The organism is Mycobacterium sp. smrl_JER01 (assembly GCF_048513595.2).
Classification (GTDB): Bacteria; Actinomycetota; Actinomycetes; order Mycobacteriales; family Mycobacteriaceae; genus Mycobacterium.
The window spans coordinates 4917096-4933420 of the sequence record NZ_JBLXXK020000001.1 but is presented as its reverse complement, the minus strand read 5'-3'; the positions used below and the strand labels follow the sequence as shown (position 1 = coordinate 4933420).

The following is a 16325-nucleotide window of genomic DNA, read 5'->3' as shown; positions in this document are numbered from 1 at the left end:
CCGGTGATATGAGCGACTTCCGCCAACGGCTGCTCGATGCGCTGGAGACCTCGATCGCCGACGACGGCTACGCCAAGACCACGGTCGCCGGCATCGTGCGCCGGGCCAAGACGTCACGCCGGACCTTCTACGAGCATTTCGCGGACCGCGAGGCGTGTTTCGTCGCGTTGCTCACCGACGCGAACGCCGACCAGATCAGGCAGATCTCGGAGGCGGTCGATCCGAGCGCGCCGTGGCAGAAGCAGGTGCGCCAGGCGATCGAGGCCTGGATCTCGTCGGCGGAGGCACGTTCGGCGCTGATGCTGAGCTGGATCCGCGACGTGCCTTCACTCGGGGTCGCGGCGCGCGGACTGCAGCGTGACGCGATGGAACACTTCATCGAGATGGTCGGAACGCTGGGCGCCAGCGACGAGTTCCGTGCCGCCGGCGTCGGCCCGGTCTCACGTCGCCGGATCATCATGCTGCTCGGCGGGCTGCGCGAGCTGACCGCCATCACCGTCGAGGAGGGTGGCACGATGAGCGACGTCGTCGACGAGGCCGTGGAGGCCTCGATAGCCCTGTTGTCTCCGCCCGGGCAGTGATGGCCGCGCCCACGTCGGAACCGGTGAGGTTGCCGCCCGGCCCTGTAATCCCCAAAGCCGCACTGTCGCTTGCCTTTTTCACTGCCCGCAGGCGTGCTCTGTCGGCCCTTGCGGCGCGCCACGGTGACACCTTCACCGTGGACCTGCCGATCTTCGGACCCACGGTGGTGGTCGGCGACCCGACGATGGCTCGCGAGTTGTTCGCCGCAGGAAGCGATCTGGTGGCCCGCGCGTCCAACCTCGGCACCGTGCTCGGGCCGGGCTCGACGTTCAGCCTCGACGGGGACGCTCACCGGGTCAGGCGCCGGCTGCTGCTGCCGGCCTTTCACGGCGGGAGAATGCCGGCCTACGAAGCCATCGTCGCCGACGAGGTCGCCCGCGAGACGGCGTCGTGGCCGCAGGGGCGGGAGTTTCGCACTCTCGAACCGATGATGCGTATCACCCTCAATGCCATCCTGCGGGCCGTGTTCGGGGCTCGGGGCGCCGCTCTCGACGAGCTACGCGAGTTACTCCCGCCCATGGTGCCGTTGGCGTCGTTGATGGTGGTTCTTCCGGCCGGGTTGCGCCGCGACCTCGGCCCGTGGAGTCCGTGGGGCCGGGTGCAGCGATCCCGTCGTCGCTACGACGACATCATCGCAGGCCTTGTGGCCGAGGCCCGTTCGGCTGAGGTCGGCGGCGAGCGTCGGGATGTGCTGTCGCTGCTGGTGGACGCGCGCTACCAGGACGGCTCGTTGATCACCGATGCGCATATCGCCGACGAGCTGCTGACCCTGCTGGCGGCCGGGCACGAGACCACGGCGACCACGCTGGCGTGGACGCTCGAACGACTGCGCAGGCATCCGCAGTTGGTGTCCCGATTGACCGCCGAGGTCGACGCCGGTGGTAGCGAGCTCACTCAGGCCACCATCTGGGAGGTGCAACGCACCAGGCCGGTCATCGAGGCGATGTTCCGGGTGACCACACAGCGGATCAGGCTGGGCGGCTGGGTAATTCCTGCCGGGCATGGCGTGATGCCCAGCATCACCCTCATGCACGATTCGCCACGGCATTTCGCAGACCCGCATCGGTTCGATCCCGACCGCTTTCTCGGCGCCAGTCCCGATTCGCTGAACTGGATACCGTATGGCGGCGGGGTGCGCAGGTGCGTCGGTGCCGCGTTCGCCAATATGGAGATGACCGTGACGCTTCGAAACATTCTGCGCGAGTTCACCTTCGGTGCAACGAGCAGTGCTGCGGAGCGGCGCCGTTCGCGTGGGATCGCGACGGCGCCACATCTGGGCGGGCGCGTGGTGGTGTACCGGCGGCGCGCTTCGCGCGCGCATCAGACCAGCGCGGTGCCCTTCGCCCGCTCATAGAGCGACACGTCGTGCGAGCACAGGATCATCAGATCTGGATCCTGGCGCCGGTAGAGTTCGGTGAGGCGGCGGTGATTCTGCTTGACCTTCGCGCGGTCGGAGGCGAAGAGCATCTCCAGGCGGGCGGTCCACATCGGCACCTTCGACGGGGCCCCGATCGTCCCTGGGTGGTAGAAGGAATCACCGCCGTGCAGCAGCCAACGGTGCCCGGCGTCCACGGCAACGCATGCGTGTCCCCGGGTGTGGCCGGGCAATGAAATCAGCACGAAACCCGGACCGATCTCGGTCAGCTCTTTGGCGGCGGCGAAACCTCGCCACGCCTCGCCGTCGGCGTGGTGTTCGACGAACTTGGGTCCGTGGGCCCACTGCCACGGGCGGAAGCGGATACGATCCTTCAGCGCGCGAGACCGCATGGCGCCGAACGCTTCTGCGGCTGTGACGTGGACCTGCGCGTCGGGGAAGTCGCTCAGGCCACCGACGTGGTCGGCATCGAAGTGCGTCACCACGATGTGACGGACGTCGGAACCCTGGAAGCCCAGTGCCTCGATCTGGCTAAGCGCGGTCTCGTTGGGATCGAATTTCGGCCGGATCAGCCGGCTCCGGAAAGAGCCGAACCGACCCGGATGAGCACAGTCCCGTGTGCCGAACCCGCTGTCGACGAGGACCAGGCCCGCGTCGGATTCGACGAGCAACACGTGGCACACCATGGTCCCGATTCCCGGCGGTCGCAGCGTTCCGCAGTTGAGATGATGAACCTTCACACGCCCCCCGGCTGTGTCTGTTGTGTAGGCCGGCTACTGATGCCCGGGAGCCCCCGGAGAGCGGAACGGCCGGCCGGCGTCGGCGCACCGGGCCGACTGTGGATCTTCCGTGCCGGACATCTCGCTCCTCTTGCGAAGTACCGCAACCTTGTGGACTGACAAGTCAAGGCCACGGGTGCAGAGCCGTCAAGCCGCGTTTGCCGCTGGGGTAGGTTACGCACATGGTCCGGCCTGCTCAGACGGCGCGCAGCGAGCGCACCCGGGAGGCGCTGCGGCAGGCCGCGGTGGTGCGGTTCCTGGCGCAGGGCGTGGAGGACACCTCCGCCGAGCAGATCGCCGCCGACGCCGGGGTGTCCCTACGCACTTTCTACCGGCACTTTGCCTCCAAACACGATCTGCTGTTCGCTGATTACGATGCGGGGTTGCACTGGTTCCGCGCCGCGCTGGCGGCCCGTGCGCCCGAGGAGTCGATATTCGAGTCCGTCCAGTCGGCGATCATGGCCTCGCCCTACGACGACTGGGCGGTCACCAAGATCGCCGCGATGCGTGCCGAGGAACTCGACCGGGGTCGCATCGCTCGCCACATCAGACAGGTGGAAGCGGATTTCGCAGAGGCGATCGAGCAGCACATGGCCGGGGCGGCGCCGCCGCTGCGCAGTGGCGACCGGATGCGCATCACGGTGACGGCCCGCTGTATCGCCGCCGCGGTGTTCGGTGCCCTGGAGGTGTGGATGCTGGGTGAGGACCGGTCGCTGCCCGAGTTGGACCGGCTGTGCCGGCAGGCGCTGCAGCTGTTGCGCGCCGGCATTGAGGACGGCGGATAGTTCAACACCACCAATGTTTCGTCAATATTGACAAAACTTGGGTCCGCGTGTCAGCCTCAGCCGATGACGGACTTCGACGCGATCGTCGTGGGCGCCGGCCACAACGGCCTGACCGCCGCGGCGCTGTTGCAGCGGGCGGGACTGCGCACCGTGTGCCTGGACGCCAAGCTCTATCCCGGTGGGATGGCCTCGACCGTCGAGTTGTTCGACGGCTTCAAGTTCGAGATCGCCGGGTCGGTGCAGGTACCGACATCGGCGAAGGTGAGTGACGCGCTCGGGTTGGGCGAACTACCGACGGTCGATCTCGAGGTGATGTCGGTGCAGCTGCGCGGGATCGGCGACGATCCCGTCATCTACTACACCGACCCGATGAAGCTCCTGACCCATCTCAACGAAGTGCACGGGGCCGAGGCGGTCAACGGTATGGCCGGACTGATGGCGTGGTGCCAGGCTCCGACCCGGGCCCTGGGTCGATTCGACGCGGACGTGCCGCCGAGGTCACTGGACGAGATGTTCGCCTGCGCGACCAACGAATTCGAGCGTCAGGCGATCAGCGACATGTTGTTCGGATCGGTCACCGATGTGCTCGACCGCTACCTGCCCGACCGCGAGAAACACGGTGCGCTACGCGGCATGCTCGCCTTCCTCGCGGTCAACACCACCTACCGGGGACCGGCGACGCCGGGTAGTGCGGCCGCGCTGGCATTCGGCCTGGCCGTCCCCGATGAGAACGCCACGTTGATCAAGAAGTTCCGTGGCGGTATGGGTGCGCTCACCGACCATGTACTGCAGATGTTCACCACCGCGGGCGGGGAACTGCGACTGCGCAGCAAGGTCGACGAGATCTCCGTCAGCGCGGGTCGGGTGACCGGGGTCCGACTCGACGACGGGTCCACTCTGACCGCTCCCATCGTGGTTTCCGGCCTTGCTCCCGACCTCACCGTGAACACGCTGATCGAGAGCAGCGCGATCCCCGCCGAGATCCGGGAGCGGTTCGCCCGCATCGACCACAGGGGCAGCTATCTGCAGATGCACTTCGCGCTGGACGCCGCGCCCACTTTCGCCGAGCCCTACGAGGTGCTCAACGATCCCGAATACCAGTCCGCGATCGGGATTTTCACCACCCCCGAGGAGCTGCAGCAGCAGTGGGAGGACTCGAAGCGCGGCATCGTGCCCGCCGATCCTGCGATCGCGCTGCAGATACCGTCGGCGAACGATCCCGACCTCGCGCCGCCGGGCAAGCATGCGGTGTCGGCCTTCTCGCTGTGGTTCCCGTTGTCAGAGGAGCGGGCCGGATACGGCCAGCTGAAGGCCGAGATGGGCCAGCGCGTGATCGACAAGATCACCCGACTGGCGCCGGATTTCGAGAGCCTGATGCTGCGCCACACCACGTTCACTCCCAAACACATGGGCACCATGTTCGGGGCCCCCGGCGGCGACTACTGCCACGGACTCATCCACCCCGACCAGATGGGGCCGAACCGTCCGGGGCCCAGAGGGTATGTCGATCAGCCACTTCCGGTCGACGGTGTGTATCTGGCCAGCGCCGGCTGCCACGGGGGGCCCGGCATCACCTTCATCCCCGGCTACAACGCCGCGCAACAGGTGCTCGCCGACGGCAGGTGGTAGATTAGGTCGCCGGGCCGCTCTCGGTGGCTCCACCTTCGTCGGCCCAGTCCACGCGCTCGTCGGCGCCCTTCGACGGGTCGCTGATCACGTCGTCTTGAGCCTCGGTGGGGCCCGCATCGGTTTCGGTGGTCTTCGGCTTGTCGGTTGATCTGTCGGTGCTCACCACGCAGGTTTACCCGGCATGGGGGTGGTTCACTCAGCCCCGGCGGGCCTGCAGGCGGGCCATCCAGTCCGAGGGCACCCGTCCCCGCGGGCCGGGGACCGTCTGGTCGACCGGTCGGCTGTGCGGCGGGGCCAGCTCGGGTCCGTCGTAGTACTGGTCCGTGGCGTAGTTCCAGAACCAGTCCTCGCCGGGTTCGAACGATCGGATGATCGGGTGCCCGGTACCGCGCCAGTGCGCCGAGGCATGCCTCTGGGGCGAATCGTCGCAGCAGCCGATGTGACCGCACTCGGCGCAGCGGCGCAGATGCACCCACCACCCGCCCGCCGCGTCGCATTCGACGCATCCGGTGCCGCTCGGGGGAACCGTGGGGTCGACGTGTCCGTCCCGGATGTCGCTCACAATTGTGAGCCTACGACTCCACTGCGGTGATCTCGATCCGAACCGCAACACGGTGGTCTATCGTCGCGCCATGGCAACCAAGGATTCCCGCGAGGTCGTGATCGAGGCAACACCGGAGCAAATTCTCGACGTCATCGCCGACGTCGAATCGACCCCCACCTGGTCGCCTCAGTACCAGAAAGCCGAAGTGCTGGAACGTTACGAGAACGGTCGGCCCAAGCAGGTCAGGATGACGGTCAAGGCTGCCGGGCTGACCGACGAGCAGGTGATCGAATACACCTGGGGCGACAACGAAGTCACGTGGACACTGGTTTCGGCGACCCAGCTCAAAGCCCAGGACGCCGGTTACACCCTCACCCCCGACGGGGACAAGACCAAGGTGAAGTTCGACATCGCGATCGATCTGGCGGTGCCGTTACCGGGGTTCATCATCAAACGCACGATGAAGGGCGGGGTCGAAACCGCGACCGACGGTCTGCGCAAGCAGGTCCTCAAGGTCATCAAGGGGTGACCGGCGGTCCCCTGGCCGGGGTCCGGATCGTCGAGCTCGGCGGCATCGGCCCCGGCCCGCACGCCGCGATGATGTTGGCCGATCTGGGTGCCGACGTGGTGCGGGTCCGGCGGCCCGGTGGACTTCAGATGCCCGCCGAGAACGTCGACCTGATGCATCGCGGAAAGCGGGTGGTGGACCTCGATCTCAAGACCCACCGGCAGGTGTTGCTCGACCTGGTGAGCAAAGCCGACGTGCTCATCGACGGCTTCCGTCCCGGCACGTGCGAGCGGCTCGGCATCGGTCCGCAGGACTGCGAAAGCGTCAACGCGCGGTTGATCTTCGCCCGGATCACGGGCTGGGGCCAGCACGGGCCGTTGGCGGCCATCGCCGGGCACGACATCAACTACCTGTCGCAGACCGGTGTGTTGTCGGCGATCGGTTACCGGGACCGCCCACCGGTGGCGCCGTTGAATCTGGTCGCCGACTTCGGTGGTGGATCGATGCTGGTGGTGATCGGCATCATCGCCGCGCTCTACGAGCGCGAGACCTCAGGGCGGGGCCAGGTGATCGACGCGGCGATGGTCGACGGGGTGAGCATGCTGGCCCAGCTGGCCTGGACCATGAAGGCGGTCGGCACGCTGCGCGATGAGAGGGAGTCGTTCCTGCTCGACGGCGGTGCGCCGTTCTACCGCACCTATGAAACCGCCGACGGCGGGTTCATGGCGGTCGGTGCGATCGAACCGCAGTTCTATGCCCAGCTGCTCGCCGGTATCGGCTTGGCCGACGAGGACCTACCGCAGCAGATGGACCGGTCGTCGTTTCCGGCGATGCACGTGCTGTTTGCGGAGCGATTCGCGAGCAAGACGCGTGACGAGTGGTGCGCAATCTTCGCGGGCTCCGATGCGTGCGTGACGCCGGTGTTGACGTGGAGTGAAGCCGCCGCCAGCGAGCATCTGCGCGCGCGGGGGACGCTGGTGACCGCTCACGGGGTCGATCAGGCGGCGCCGGCGCCGAGGTTCTCCCGTACGCCGTCGGCGGCAGTGGGCGTCCCGCCCCAGCAGACGACGCCGATCGATCGGATCGGTTGGTAAACGACGTTAGCTGCAGAATCCTCTGCGAGAGGCCGATTGCGTCACTAGGATTTGCCAGTATGGCGGTGCGAGCTTCCAGTGAAGTGGTGATCGAGGCCCCGCCGGAGGCGATTCTGGACGCCCTGGCCGATATCGAGGCGGTGGCCTCGTGGTCGAACCTGCACAAAGACGCCGAAGTCGTGGATCGCCATCCCGACGGTCGTCCGCACCACGTCAGGGCGACGGTCAAAATCATGGGGCTCACCGACCGCGAGTATCTGGAGTACCACTGGGGTGAAGACTGGGTGGTGTGGGACGCCGAGCGCACGTCACGGCAGCGTTGCCAGCACGGCGAGTACAACCTGACCCCGGTCGGTGAGCGGCGAACCAGGGTGCGTTTCGACCTGATCCTCGATCTGGCCGCGCCGTATCCACGCTTTCTGGTCAAGCGCGCCAAGAAGATGGTGCTCGACGTCGCGTTACAGAATCTGCGTCAACGGGTGCTGGCCGCTACCCGGTAGCTCGGTGCCCCGACATACCGCAGTCGACGCCACGCACCGAGGGTTTCCCTCACGCAGAGTAGATCTGCGCAGACCGGAATACCGCGGCACGGCCGCTGTGTTGGGGGCGATATGGCCAACGGAATCGTCCTCTTCGGAAACCCGCACGCCGACAACGCGGTCGACGACTATGTGGGGCAGGCCAGCCGGGCCCGGGAGCTGGGCGTCGAGCAGGTGTGGGTAGCCCAGCAGTTCGACCACGACGCGATCTCGTTGGCCGGTCTGATCGGTGCGGCGGTGCCCGGATTGGGAGTCGGGACGTCGGTGGTTCCGTTCAATCCGCGACACCCGCTGACCCTGGCGTCGCAGGCGCAGACGGCGCAGGCGGCCGCACATGGGAACTTCAGCCTGGGCCTGGGGTTGGGTGCCCACGAGCCCGAACGCACTTCTTTCGGCATGTCGTGGCCGAACACCATCGGGCGTCTCCGCGAATACCTGACCATTCTTCGGACCGTCTTCGACACCGGGGAGGTGGATTTCCACGGCGCAGAGTTCACCGCTGCGCCGAACTGGCCGGTCCGCCTGGCCGGCGGCTCTCCGCTGCCGGTGTATGTCGCCGCAATGGGGCCCAAGGCTTTACGGGTGGCCGGGGAGCTGGCCGACGGCACCATGCCCTATCTGGCGGGGCCGAGGACCATCGAGGAGTTCATCGAGCCGACGATCGCGAGGGCCGCCGCCGACGCCGGCAGGCCCAAGCCGCGCATCGTCGCGTTCGTGCCGGTGCATGTGTCGCCCGACGCCGAGGCGGCTAGGGCATTGGCCGAGAGCCAACTGGAGTTCTACGCGGCCATTCCCTCCTACCAGAAGGTGATCGCGCGCGAAGGAGTGGACAGTCTGGCCGATCTGGCAGCGCTGGGCGACGCCGAGTCGGTGCGTCGCACGCTGCGGCGCTACCTCGACGCCGGGGCCGACGACGTCGTTGTCAGCGCGCTGGAGCGTGATCGGGTGGCAGAGGAACAATGGGAGTTGGTCGCATCGCTGTGACCGCGTGATCGAACACTCACGAACCCGCACGCGGTAGCGCCCGCAGCCGCCGGATCGCCTCGTCGAGGGTGTCGTCACGCTTACAGAAAGCGAAGCGCACCAGGTGATTCCATTCCCCGGCGGGTGCGGCGGCGGGATCGCAGAACGCGGTCATCGGGATCGCCGCCACACCGACCTTCTCGGGTAGCTCCGCGCAGAACCTCGCACTGTCGCCGAAACCGAGCGGGCGCGGGTCCGCACACAGAAAGTACGTCCCGTGGCTGTGATGAACGTCGAAACCAATGTCGATCAACGCCGAGGCCAGCCGATCGCGTCGGGACTGGAATGTCGCACACAGCGCGTCCACCCACGCGTCCCCGGTGTCGAGGGCCTGGGCGACCGCAGGTTGGAACGGCGCACCGCCCACGTAGCTGAGGTACTGCTTGGCCGCGCGCACGCCAGCGATGAGATCACCTGGCCCGCAGGCCCATCCGATCTTCCACCCGGTGACATTGAACATCTTTCCTGCGCTGGAGATGGTGATGGTGCGCTCGGCCATACCGGGATAGTCGGCCAGCGGGCGGTGCGTGTGACCGTCGAAGACCAGGTGCTCGTAGACCTCGTCGGTGATGACCAGCAGGTCCGCGGACACGGCGAGTTCGGCCAGGCCGCGCAGTTCGGCGTCAGAGGCCACCGACCCGGTCGGGTTATGCGGCGTGTTGACGATCAGGGCTCTGGTCTTGGGCGTCACCGCTGCCCGCAGACCCTCGATGTCGATCGCGAACCCGCGATCATCCTGGCGCATCGGAACCGCGCGCCGGTGGCATCCCGCCATCGCGATGACGGGGGAGTACGAGTCGTAGAACGGTTCGATCAGCAGCACCTCCGAGCCAGGCTCGACGAGACCCAGCACCGACGCGGCGATGGCCTCGGTGGCACCGACGGTGACCAGCACTTCGGTATCGGGGTCATATACCGAGCCGTAGCGGCGCCTGCGCTGGTCGGCGATGGCCGTACGCAGCGACGCGATCCCCAGCCCGGGCGGGTACTGATTGACGCCGTCGGCGATGGCGCTCTCGGCGGCTCTCAGCATTGCGGGTGGACCGTCCTCATCAGGGAAACCCTGGCCGAGATTGACCGCTCCCACCCTGGCGGCCAGCGCCGACATCTCGGCGAAGATCGTCACCGCGTAGGGCTGCAGCCGCTGTACCGTCACGGCGTCCAAGCCTATCCGGGCCCGCGCGCCGGGTTGACCGGTCCGCGGCGCCGGCCGCGCCGAGGCCGAATTCCCGGGTAGAGTTGCCGGCGGTGCTGCGAACGATTGCAGTGCGCTGTCTACCGCCGTATGCAGGGCTGTAATCTGGCTGCCAGTCCGCTCGGCGGACTCAGCGACCGGGTAGGGGAAACAGCGAGCATGCCGCGACGAGTGACCATCGACGACGTGGCTCGCCTGGCCGAGGTGCACAAGGCGACGGTGTCACGCGCCCTCAACGCCCAGACCCGGGGCCAGGTCAACGCCGAAACGCTCAAACGCGTGAAGCGGGCCGCCCGGCAGCTCGGTTACGTGCCCAACGCCATGGCGCGCAGTCTGCGGACCAGTAGGTCGATGACCATCGGGGTCATCATTCCCGATCTGATGAACCCGATCTTCCCTCCGATCATTCGAGGCATCGAGCATGTGCTGCAGGCTCAGGGTTACACGGTGCTGATCGCCAACACCGACTCCCACGATGACGTGGAAATCTCGGTCTTCGAGTCGCTGCTGCAGCGCCGGGTCGACGGTTTCATCCTGGCCACCGGCAGACTCGATGATCAGCCGGTGGTCGAGGAGGCGGCCGCCGCCGACGTGCCGGTCGTCCTGGTCAACCGTGGCTCCGGCATTGGCGGCTACCCGTTGGTGTCGGGGGACAACGCCGGCGGAATCGATTTGGCCATAGCACATCTCGTCGAGCTTGGGCACCGCCACATCGTGCACGCCGCCGGCCCGCTGAACTTCTCCACCACCCGCGCCCGTGCCGAGGCGTTCGAGGTGGCCGCCACGAAGGCGGGCGTCGAGCACGACACCATTCATGCCGCAGCGTTGACCATCGAGGCCGGTGTCGAGATCGCCGAGCAGTTGGTGCAGCGCGGTGGTGCGGCGCCGACCGCTCTGGTGGCGGGTAATGATCTGGTCGCGCTCGGGCTGATCCGGCGGCTGCGCGCAGCGGGATTGCGTTGCCCGGAGGACATTTCGGTGGTGGGCTTCAATGATATGCCGTTCGCCGAGGACTTCTGGCCGCCCTTGACGACCGTGCACATGCCGCTGCGCGAGATCGGGGCCGAAGCGGCCCGACTGTTGCTGCGGGGGATCGACACCGGTGAACAGGATGCAGCGACGTTGACCTTGCCGGTGTCACTCATCGTGCGCGGTTCCACCGGACCATGTAACCGGATCTGACCGAACGACAGCGGGAGCGTTGTGGATCAGCTGACCCTGGGGGTGTTCAGTCCTTCGGTGCTGCTCGAGGTGGCCCGGTCCTCCGGACGACTGGCCGAGGCCGGTCTGACCGTGAACGAGGTGCCGGTGCCATCCTCGCCGGCGCAGTTCGACGTGCTGCGCACCGGTGGCTACGACGCGGTGTTCACCAGCCCCGACAATGCGCTCGCGTACCGTTTTCTGCCCGGAAATCCGCTGGGGGCGATGCTGGACGTCGAGATCGTCGCCGGCGTGGACCGCGGCCTCGGTTTGTGCCTGTGCGCCCGCGGCGGGGCCGGCGATCCACAGAGGCTGACCGGCGGGATACTCGGTGTGGATGTGCCCAACTCGGGCTTCGCCTTCGTCGGGTACGCGCTGCTGAACCGGATCGGACTGAGCAGGGACGATTTCGGGATCGTGCCGCTCGGATCGACGCCCAGGCGCGCCGACGCGTTGAGTTCTGGCGGCTGTGACGTCACGGTGCTCAATGCGGGCAACGAACTGACTGCGCTGGCGCGCGGTGGTGTCCGCCTCGCCGATGTCACGGTGCTGGGCCCCTACCTCGGTACGGTCGTCGCCCGGATGCGACAGGCGCCGGGAGCCGCGGCGGTGGACCGGCTGGTGGAGGTGCTCGGTGCCACGGCGCGGGCGATCCGGGCCGGTGCCGCAGACACCGCGGAGGCCGCGGCCCGGGTCCTCGGGCTGGCGCCGGAGGACGCCGCCGCGCATGTCTCGGTGTTGTGCGATCCGGCGCGCGGGTTGATCGACGACGGCGTGGTCGACGTCGCCGCGTTGACCACGTTGGTGCAGCTGCGCCGGCAGTTCCTGCCCGCGCCGGAACTGGAGCACATCAGCGACCGGTTCGACGAGCTGGTGCGGCCCGCGGCCCTGGTCGGGTAGCCGGGCGCGACCAATTCCCGCCGAAACTATTCGCGGACGACGTATCTGGCTCTTGCGACAGTGGACGCCAGCGCGTAGAACACTGCGGCTGTAGCGGTGGCGCCGAACAGGATCTCGAAATGGTCAGAGCCGGCAGCGATGTTGCCGTACGCCGCACCGGCCGACGCGCCGACGAACAACGCCACCGAGAACAGCGACATGCCGATCGGTCGGCTGTCGGCGGCCGCATCGGTCATCCAGGTCTGCATTGTGGTGTGCCCGGTCGCCCACGCCAGGCCGAGGAGTACCGCCGCAGTCACCACGGCGCCGAACGAGATGTTCATCGCGACGACGGTATAGGCGGCGACGATGGCGACACCGGCAGCCATCATCAGCACCCACGCCGGCCAGCGTCCGAGGATGAGTTTCATCAGCTGGCTGACGATCACCACCGACGCCCCGAATGCCGCGGTGGCCAGACCGGCGGCGAGCACGCTCGCTCCACTCGCCTGTAGCGCGACGGCGAGATAGTTGAACACTCCGATCAGCAGGGCGCCCTCGATGACGGTGAGCAGGAGCACCGCGACGGCCCACCGGTTGGCGGTCAGCCGTCGCAGCGACGGGACCAGTGCTTCTTGTTGACCGTGAGCCGGTTCGGACAACCTGAGCAGGCCCACAGCCAGCGCGACTGAGACCGCCGCAACGACGACGTAAACCCAACGCCAGCTCCACCATTGGGCGACGGCACCGGCGCTGAGGGTGCCGGTTGCCAGCCCGAGCGAGATGGCCGCCGCGAGGTTGGCGGTGGCTACGGCGCGTTGACGCACCGACAGGGTGTCGCCGTAGTAGATCAGGGCGGTGGTGATCGTCGCCGAGAACGCGGCACCGGCGACGGCCCGGGTGAGGCCGTAACTGAATGCGTCGTAGGACATGGCGCTGCCGAGGTTGGCCAACCCGGCCAGGGCTGTCGACACCACGAGCACCCGGACCCGCCCGAACCGGACCGCAAGCGTGCTCCAGAACAGCTGAAACGCCGCGTAGGACACCGCGTACAACGTCAACGAATGTCCGATGGAATCGACGGTGACCCCGAGGTCATCGGCGATCACAGGAACCAGTGGCGGCATCACCGAACGGTCGATCATCGACACGAACGCGGCGATGATCAGAATCATCGGAGCACCGCGGGCTCCGGGTGCCGCTTCACCAGCCGTCGGTCAGCGACGCGGGGGCCACACCGGCACCTCGCCGCGCCCGGAACGGAACCGGACCGCCTTGGATCGCACGAACTCGTGCAGGGTCTCCGCAGCGTTCTCGCGGCCGAAGCCGCTGCCCTTGATGCCGCCGAAGGGCGATCCCAAAAATGAACGCCGCATGTAGTTGTTGACGAAGACCATGCCGGCCTCCAGTCGTTGGGCGACCTGCCAGGCGTACGCCTCGTCACGGGTGATCATCGCCGCGGTCAATCCGTAAGCGGTGCCGTTGGCGATCTCGACCGCCTCGTCGACGGTCGCATAGCGCATGATCAGCGCGACAGGTCCGAAGATCTCCTGCTGTCCGACAGTGGATTCCGGTGTGACGTCGGCAAGCACGGTCGGGGGGACCCAGTATCCGGAAGCCAGGCGTGGGTCGGTGGGGACCTCGCCCTGCCCGATGATCCGGGCCCCTTCGTCGAGTGCGGTCTGCAGGTATCCCAGTACCCGATCGCGCTGCCGGGCGTCGACCATGGGGCCGATGTCGGTCCGGGGGTCGAGGCCGTCGCCGACCACCAGAGCGGTCGCGGCTGTGGTGAAGCGCTCGGTGAAGATGTCGTAGATGTCGTCGTGGACGAGGATGCGGGCGGTGGACGTGCAGGCCTCGCCCTGGTTGTAGAACATGCCTTCGATCGAAACCTGCACGGCCACATCGAGATCAGCGTCGGGGAAGACGATCAGCGCGTTCTTGCCGCCGAGTTCCATGGTGGCGTAGGTGAGATTCTGAGCCGCCGTTTCCAGGACCCGGCGGCCGGTGGCCGTAGCGCCGGTGAAGCTGATCCGTTCCACCTGAGGGTGACCCGCCAGCGCTGCACCGGCCGCCAGCCCGGGAACGGCGTTGAGCACCCCGGGTGGCAGGACCTCGTTCGCGATCTCCACCAGGCGCAGCACGGTCAGCGGTGCTTGCTCACCGGGTTTGATCACCACGGTGTTACCGGTGATCAACGCCGGGGCGCCCTTTTTGGCGAAGTGGATGGGGGGCCAGTTGAACGGCAGTATGGCCGCGACCACCCCGTACGGTTCGTAGAGCACGCGGGTTTCGATGGGGCCCTGGTCGATGATCTCGCCGGGCAGGCTGTCGCCCAGCCCCGCGAAGAAGTCGAAACAGTTGGAACTGAACGACACATCGTTGGCCAGTGCATCACGTTTGGGTTTGCCGTTCTCGCGGGACACCAGCTCGGCCAGCTCGTCGGCGTGGACGCGGATGCGATCGGCGACCTGCTTGAGGTAGGCGCCCCGTTGCCGCCCCGACAAGGCCCGCCACCTCGGGAGCGCCGACCGCGCCGACGCCACCGCCAGGTCCACCAGCTCGGCATCGCCGTCGACCACTGTCGCCAGCGGAGTCGCCGTCGCAGGTTCGATGACCTCGAACGTCGCCCGGTCGCCGATCGGGACGAAGTGGCCGTCGACGAACGCGCCCCAACGGCTCCGGGGTAGCGTGCCGATGGCGGTGACCTGGGATTCTTCGACGGTCATGAGCACCTCTCCCGGGTTTGTGGTCAGCGATGTGCTGCAATCGATTGCGGCCGACTATAGCCCTAGGCGGTGGGCCGGGGAAGCCGTCCCGTGTGTCGGCACATCCAGTCGTGGGATTTTCCAAGACATCTGTCGCGAGGAGGGTGTTGACACCCCCGGTGGCCTGTGTGACGATTCACTGCAATCGATTGCATGTGAGCTGCGCAACATCGTGGTCTCGTCGGGGCAATCGGTCTGACAGAGAGGTTGGACATGCGAATCACCACTGCTTTACGCGCGTTGGCGGCGGCAGCCGCCATCGCGCTGACCGCCGCGGGCTGCTCCGCTGATGGCGGTTCGGACGGCGACACCATCCGCATCGGTGCATCGCTTCCGCTGACAGGGGAGTTCAGCCAGGGCGGACTCGACACCAGGCGCGGTTACGAGACCTGGGTCGAGATGACCAACGAGGCCGGCGGACTGCTGGGCAAGCAGGTCGAGATCATCGTCAAAGACGATGCCACTCAGCAGGAGACCGCCGTCAGCAACTACAACAATCTGATCTCGCAGGACCGGGTCAACCTACTCCTCGGCAGCCAGTCCTCACTGCTGAACATTCCCGCATCGGCGATTGCCGAGAAGAACAAGATGCTGTTCGTCTGCCCGTCCTGTGGCTCTCCGGACATGTTCAACCGAGGCTTCTCCTACATCTTCTTCTCCCAGCAGGCCATCGCCACCGACCAGGCCAAGGTGTTCGCGAACTGGATCGCCAACCTGCCTCCTGAGCAACGGCCCAAGACCGCGGCCTACCCAGCGCTGGACGACCCGTTCACCGGGCCGGTGGTCGAGGGCGCCGAGAGAATATTGTCCGCGGCCGGCATCCAGACCGTCTACAAGGACAAGTACCCGGCCACCACCAAGAACTTCGACTCGGTGGTCAACGCCATGCGTGACGCCGGCGCCGAGATCGTGGTCCAGGGCGCGCAATTCGAGGACGGCGTCAACATGATCCGATCGATGAACCGCGCCAACTACCAACCCGCGATCCTCTACCAGAGCAGCTCACCGACCTATGGACAGCAGTATCTGGACGCGGTGGGCTCGGACAATGCCGAGGGCGTGTTCTTCTCGTCGAGCTACAGCCCACTGTCGGACACCACCCAGAATGCCGAGTTCGTCAAGCGCTATGAGGAGAAGTTCGGGCAGAGTCCGCCGGAGGATGCCGCCGATGGTTTCGCCGCCGGGCAGGTGCTGTCCGCCGCCGTCAACGCCGTCGGATCCATCGACGATCAGGCAGCGCTGGCGGACTGGTTGCACAGCAACAGTGTCGACACCCTGCTGGGCACCCTGAGTTGGAACGAAGACGGCAGCCCCATGGGTGACTTCCTGGTCGGCCAGTGGCAGTCCGGAGTGTCGCAGGTCGTGCTTCCCGCTGACGTCGCCACCTCCGACCAGATCATGCGCTGGCATGGCGGAGCCCTCTGA

Annotated in this window: 17 protein-coding genes; 11 read left to right on the top strand and 6 right to left on the bottom strand. The window is 67.0% G+C overall.

Going from position 1 to position 16325, the window contains the following annotated elements:
* Positions 1-8: 8 nt before the first annotated feature.
* Entirely contained in the window at positions 9-581 is a 573-nt protein-coding gene (locus ACNUDN_RS23085; protein WP_419125275.1) for a TetR/AcrR family transcriptional regulator, read from the top strand.
* A complete protein-coding gene (locus tag ACNUDN_RS23080; RefSeq protein WP_419124060.1) occupies positions 581-1936 on the top strand; it encodes a cytochrome P450 in 1356 nt (451 codons plus the stop codon). Before ACNUDN_RS23085 ends, ACNUDN_RS23080 begins: the two co-directional genes overlap by 1 nt.
* On the opposite strand, the gene ACNUDN_RS23075 is transcribed toward ACNUDN_RS23080, so the two are convergent.
* Positions 1903-2697: an MBL fold metallo-hydrolase gene (locus ACNUDN_RS23075; protein ID WP_419124059.1), complete on the bottom strand. Its 795-nt coding sequence runs from the start codon at positions 2695-2697 to the stop codon at positions 1903-1905. The genes ACNUDN_RS23080 and ACNUDN_RS23075 overlap by 34 nt on opposite strands.
* Before the next feature lie 221 nt (positions 2698-2918).
* Between ACNUDN_RS23075 and ACNUDN_RS23070 the strand changes: the two genes are divergently transcribed.
* Together ACNUDN_RS23070 and ACNUDN_RS23065 are read left to right on the top strand one after the other, a co-directional pair.
* Positions 2919-3521 carry a TetR/AcrR family transcriptional regulator gene (locus ACNUDN_RS23070; protein WP_419124058.1) on the top strand — a complete coding sequence of 201 codons (603 nt, stop codon included), beginning with the start codon at positions 2919-2921 and terminating at the stop codon, positions 3519-3521.
* 63 nt (positions 3522-3584) lie between these two features.
* The gene (locus ACNUDN_RS23065) at positions 3585-5150 is read left to right on the top strand and encodes a phytoene desaturase family protein (RefSeq protein ID WP_419124057.1); all 1566 of its coding nucleotides are present in this window, start codon (positions 3585-3587) and stop codon (positions 5148-5150) included.
* A 1-nt stretch (position 5151) separates the two neighbouring features.
* Here ACNUDN_RS23065 and ACNUDN_RS23060 read toward each other — a convergent pair whose 3' ends face one another.
* Both ACNUDN_RS23060 and ACNUDN_RS23055 read right to left on the bottom strand, forming a co-directional pair.
* Positions 5152-5313, bottom strand: coding sequence for a hypothetical protein (locus ACNUDN_RS23060; protein ID WP_419124056.1), 162 nt, complete (start codon positions 5311-5313; stop codon positions 5152-5154).
* A 33-nt stretch (positions 5314-5346) separates the two neighbouring features.
* Positions 5347-5712, bottom strand: a complete 366-nt coding sequence (locus ACNUDN_RS23055; RefSeq protein ID WP_419124055.1) for a UBP-type zinc finger domain-containing protein — start codon at positions 5710-5712, stop codon at positions 5347-5349.
* 70 nt (positions 5713-5782) lie between these two features.
* Here ACNUDN_RS23055 and ACNUDN_RS23050 point away from each other — a divergent pair, with 70 nt between their 5' ends.
* The 4 genes from ACNUDN_RS23050 to ACNUDN_RS23035 all read left to right on the top strand — a co-directional run bounded on the left by ACNUDN_RS23050 (position 5783) and on the right by ACNUDN_RS23035 (position 8819).
* Complete coding sequence (locus ACNUDN_RS23050) at positions 5783-6223, top strand: SRPBCC family protein (protein WP_419124054.1); 441 nt, start codon at positions 5783-5785, stop codon at positions 6221-6223.
* The gene (locus ACNUDN_RS23045) at positions 6220-7296 is read left to right on the top strand and encodes a CaiB/BaiF CoA transferase family protein (protein ID WP_419124053.1); all 1077 of its coding nucleotides are present in this window, start codon (positions 6220-6222) and stop codon (positions 7294-7296) included. The genes ACNUDN_RS23050 and ACNUDN_RS23045 overlap by 4 nt, the downstream gene beginning before the upstream one ends.
* A gap of 59 nt (positions 7297-7355) precedes the next feature.
* A complete protein-coding gene (locus ACNUDN_RS23040; protein WP_419124052.1) occupies positions 7356-7796 on the top strand; it encodes an SRPBCC family protein in 441 nt (146 codons plus the stop codon).
* Between the two features lie 111 nt (positions 7797-7907).
* Positions 7908-8819 (top strand): LLM class F420-dependent oxidoreductase, encoded by a 912-nt coding sequence (locus ACNUDN_RS23035; RefSeq protein WP_419124051.1) that lies wholly within the window; start codon positions 7908-7910, stop codon positions 8817-8819.
* A gap of 16 nt (positions 8820-8835) precedes the next feature.
* Here ACNUDN_RS23035 and ACNUDN_RS23030 read toward each other — a convergent pair whose 3' ends face one another.
* Positions 8836-10014: a pyridoxal phosphate-dependent aminotransferase gene (locus tag ACNUDN_RS23030; protein WP_419124050.1), complete on the bottom strand. Its 1179-nt coding sequence runs from the start codon at positions 10012-10014 to the stop codon at positions 8836-8838.
* Positions 10015-10212: 198 nt separating this feature from the next.
* On the opposite strand from ACNUDN_RS23030, the gene ACNUDN_RS23025 reads away from it, so the two are divergent.
* Positions 10213-11235 (top strand): LacI family DNA-binding transcriptional regulator, encoded by a 1023-nt coding sequence (locus ACNUDN_RS23025; RefSeq protein ID WP_419124049.1) that lies wholly within the window; start codon positions 10213-10215, stop codon positions 11233-11235.
* Positions 11236-11256: 21 nt separating this feature from the next.
* Positions 11257-12153: a substrate-binding domain-containing protein gene (locus tag ACNUDN_RS23020; protein WP_419124048.1), complete on the top strand. Its 897-nt coding sequence runs from the start codon at positions 11257-11259 to the stop codon at positions 12151-12153.
* 26 nt (positions 12154-12179) lie between these two features.
* Here the strand turns inward: ACNUDN_RS23020 and ACNUDN_RS23015 are convergent, their stop codons facing one another.
* Positions 12180-13307: an MFS transporter gene (locus ACNUDN_RS23015; RefSeq protein ID WP_419124047.1), complete on the bottom strand. Its 1128-nt coding sequence runs from the start codon at positions 13305-13307 to the stop codon at positions 12180-12182.
* A gap of 42 nt (positions 13308-13349) precedes the next feature.
* Complete coding sequence (locus ACNUDN_RS23010; RefSeq protein WP_419124046.1) at positions 13350-14861, bottom strand: aldehyde dehydrogenase family protein; 1512 nt, start codon at positions 14859-14861, stop codon at positions 13350-13352.
* A gap of 252 nt (positions 14862-15113) precedes the next feature.
* Here ACNUDN_RS23010 and ACNUDN_RS23005 point away from each other — a divergent pair, with 252 nt between their 5' ends.
* Complete coding sequence (locus ACNUDN_RS23005; RefSeq protein ID WP_419124045.1) at positions 15114-16325, top strand: amino acid ABC transporter substrate-binding protein; 1212 nt, start codon at positions 15114-15116, stop codon at positions 16323-16325.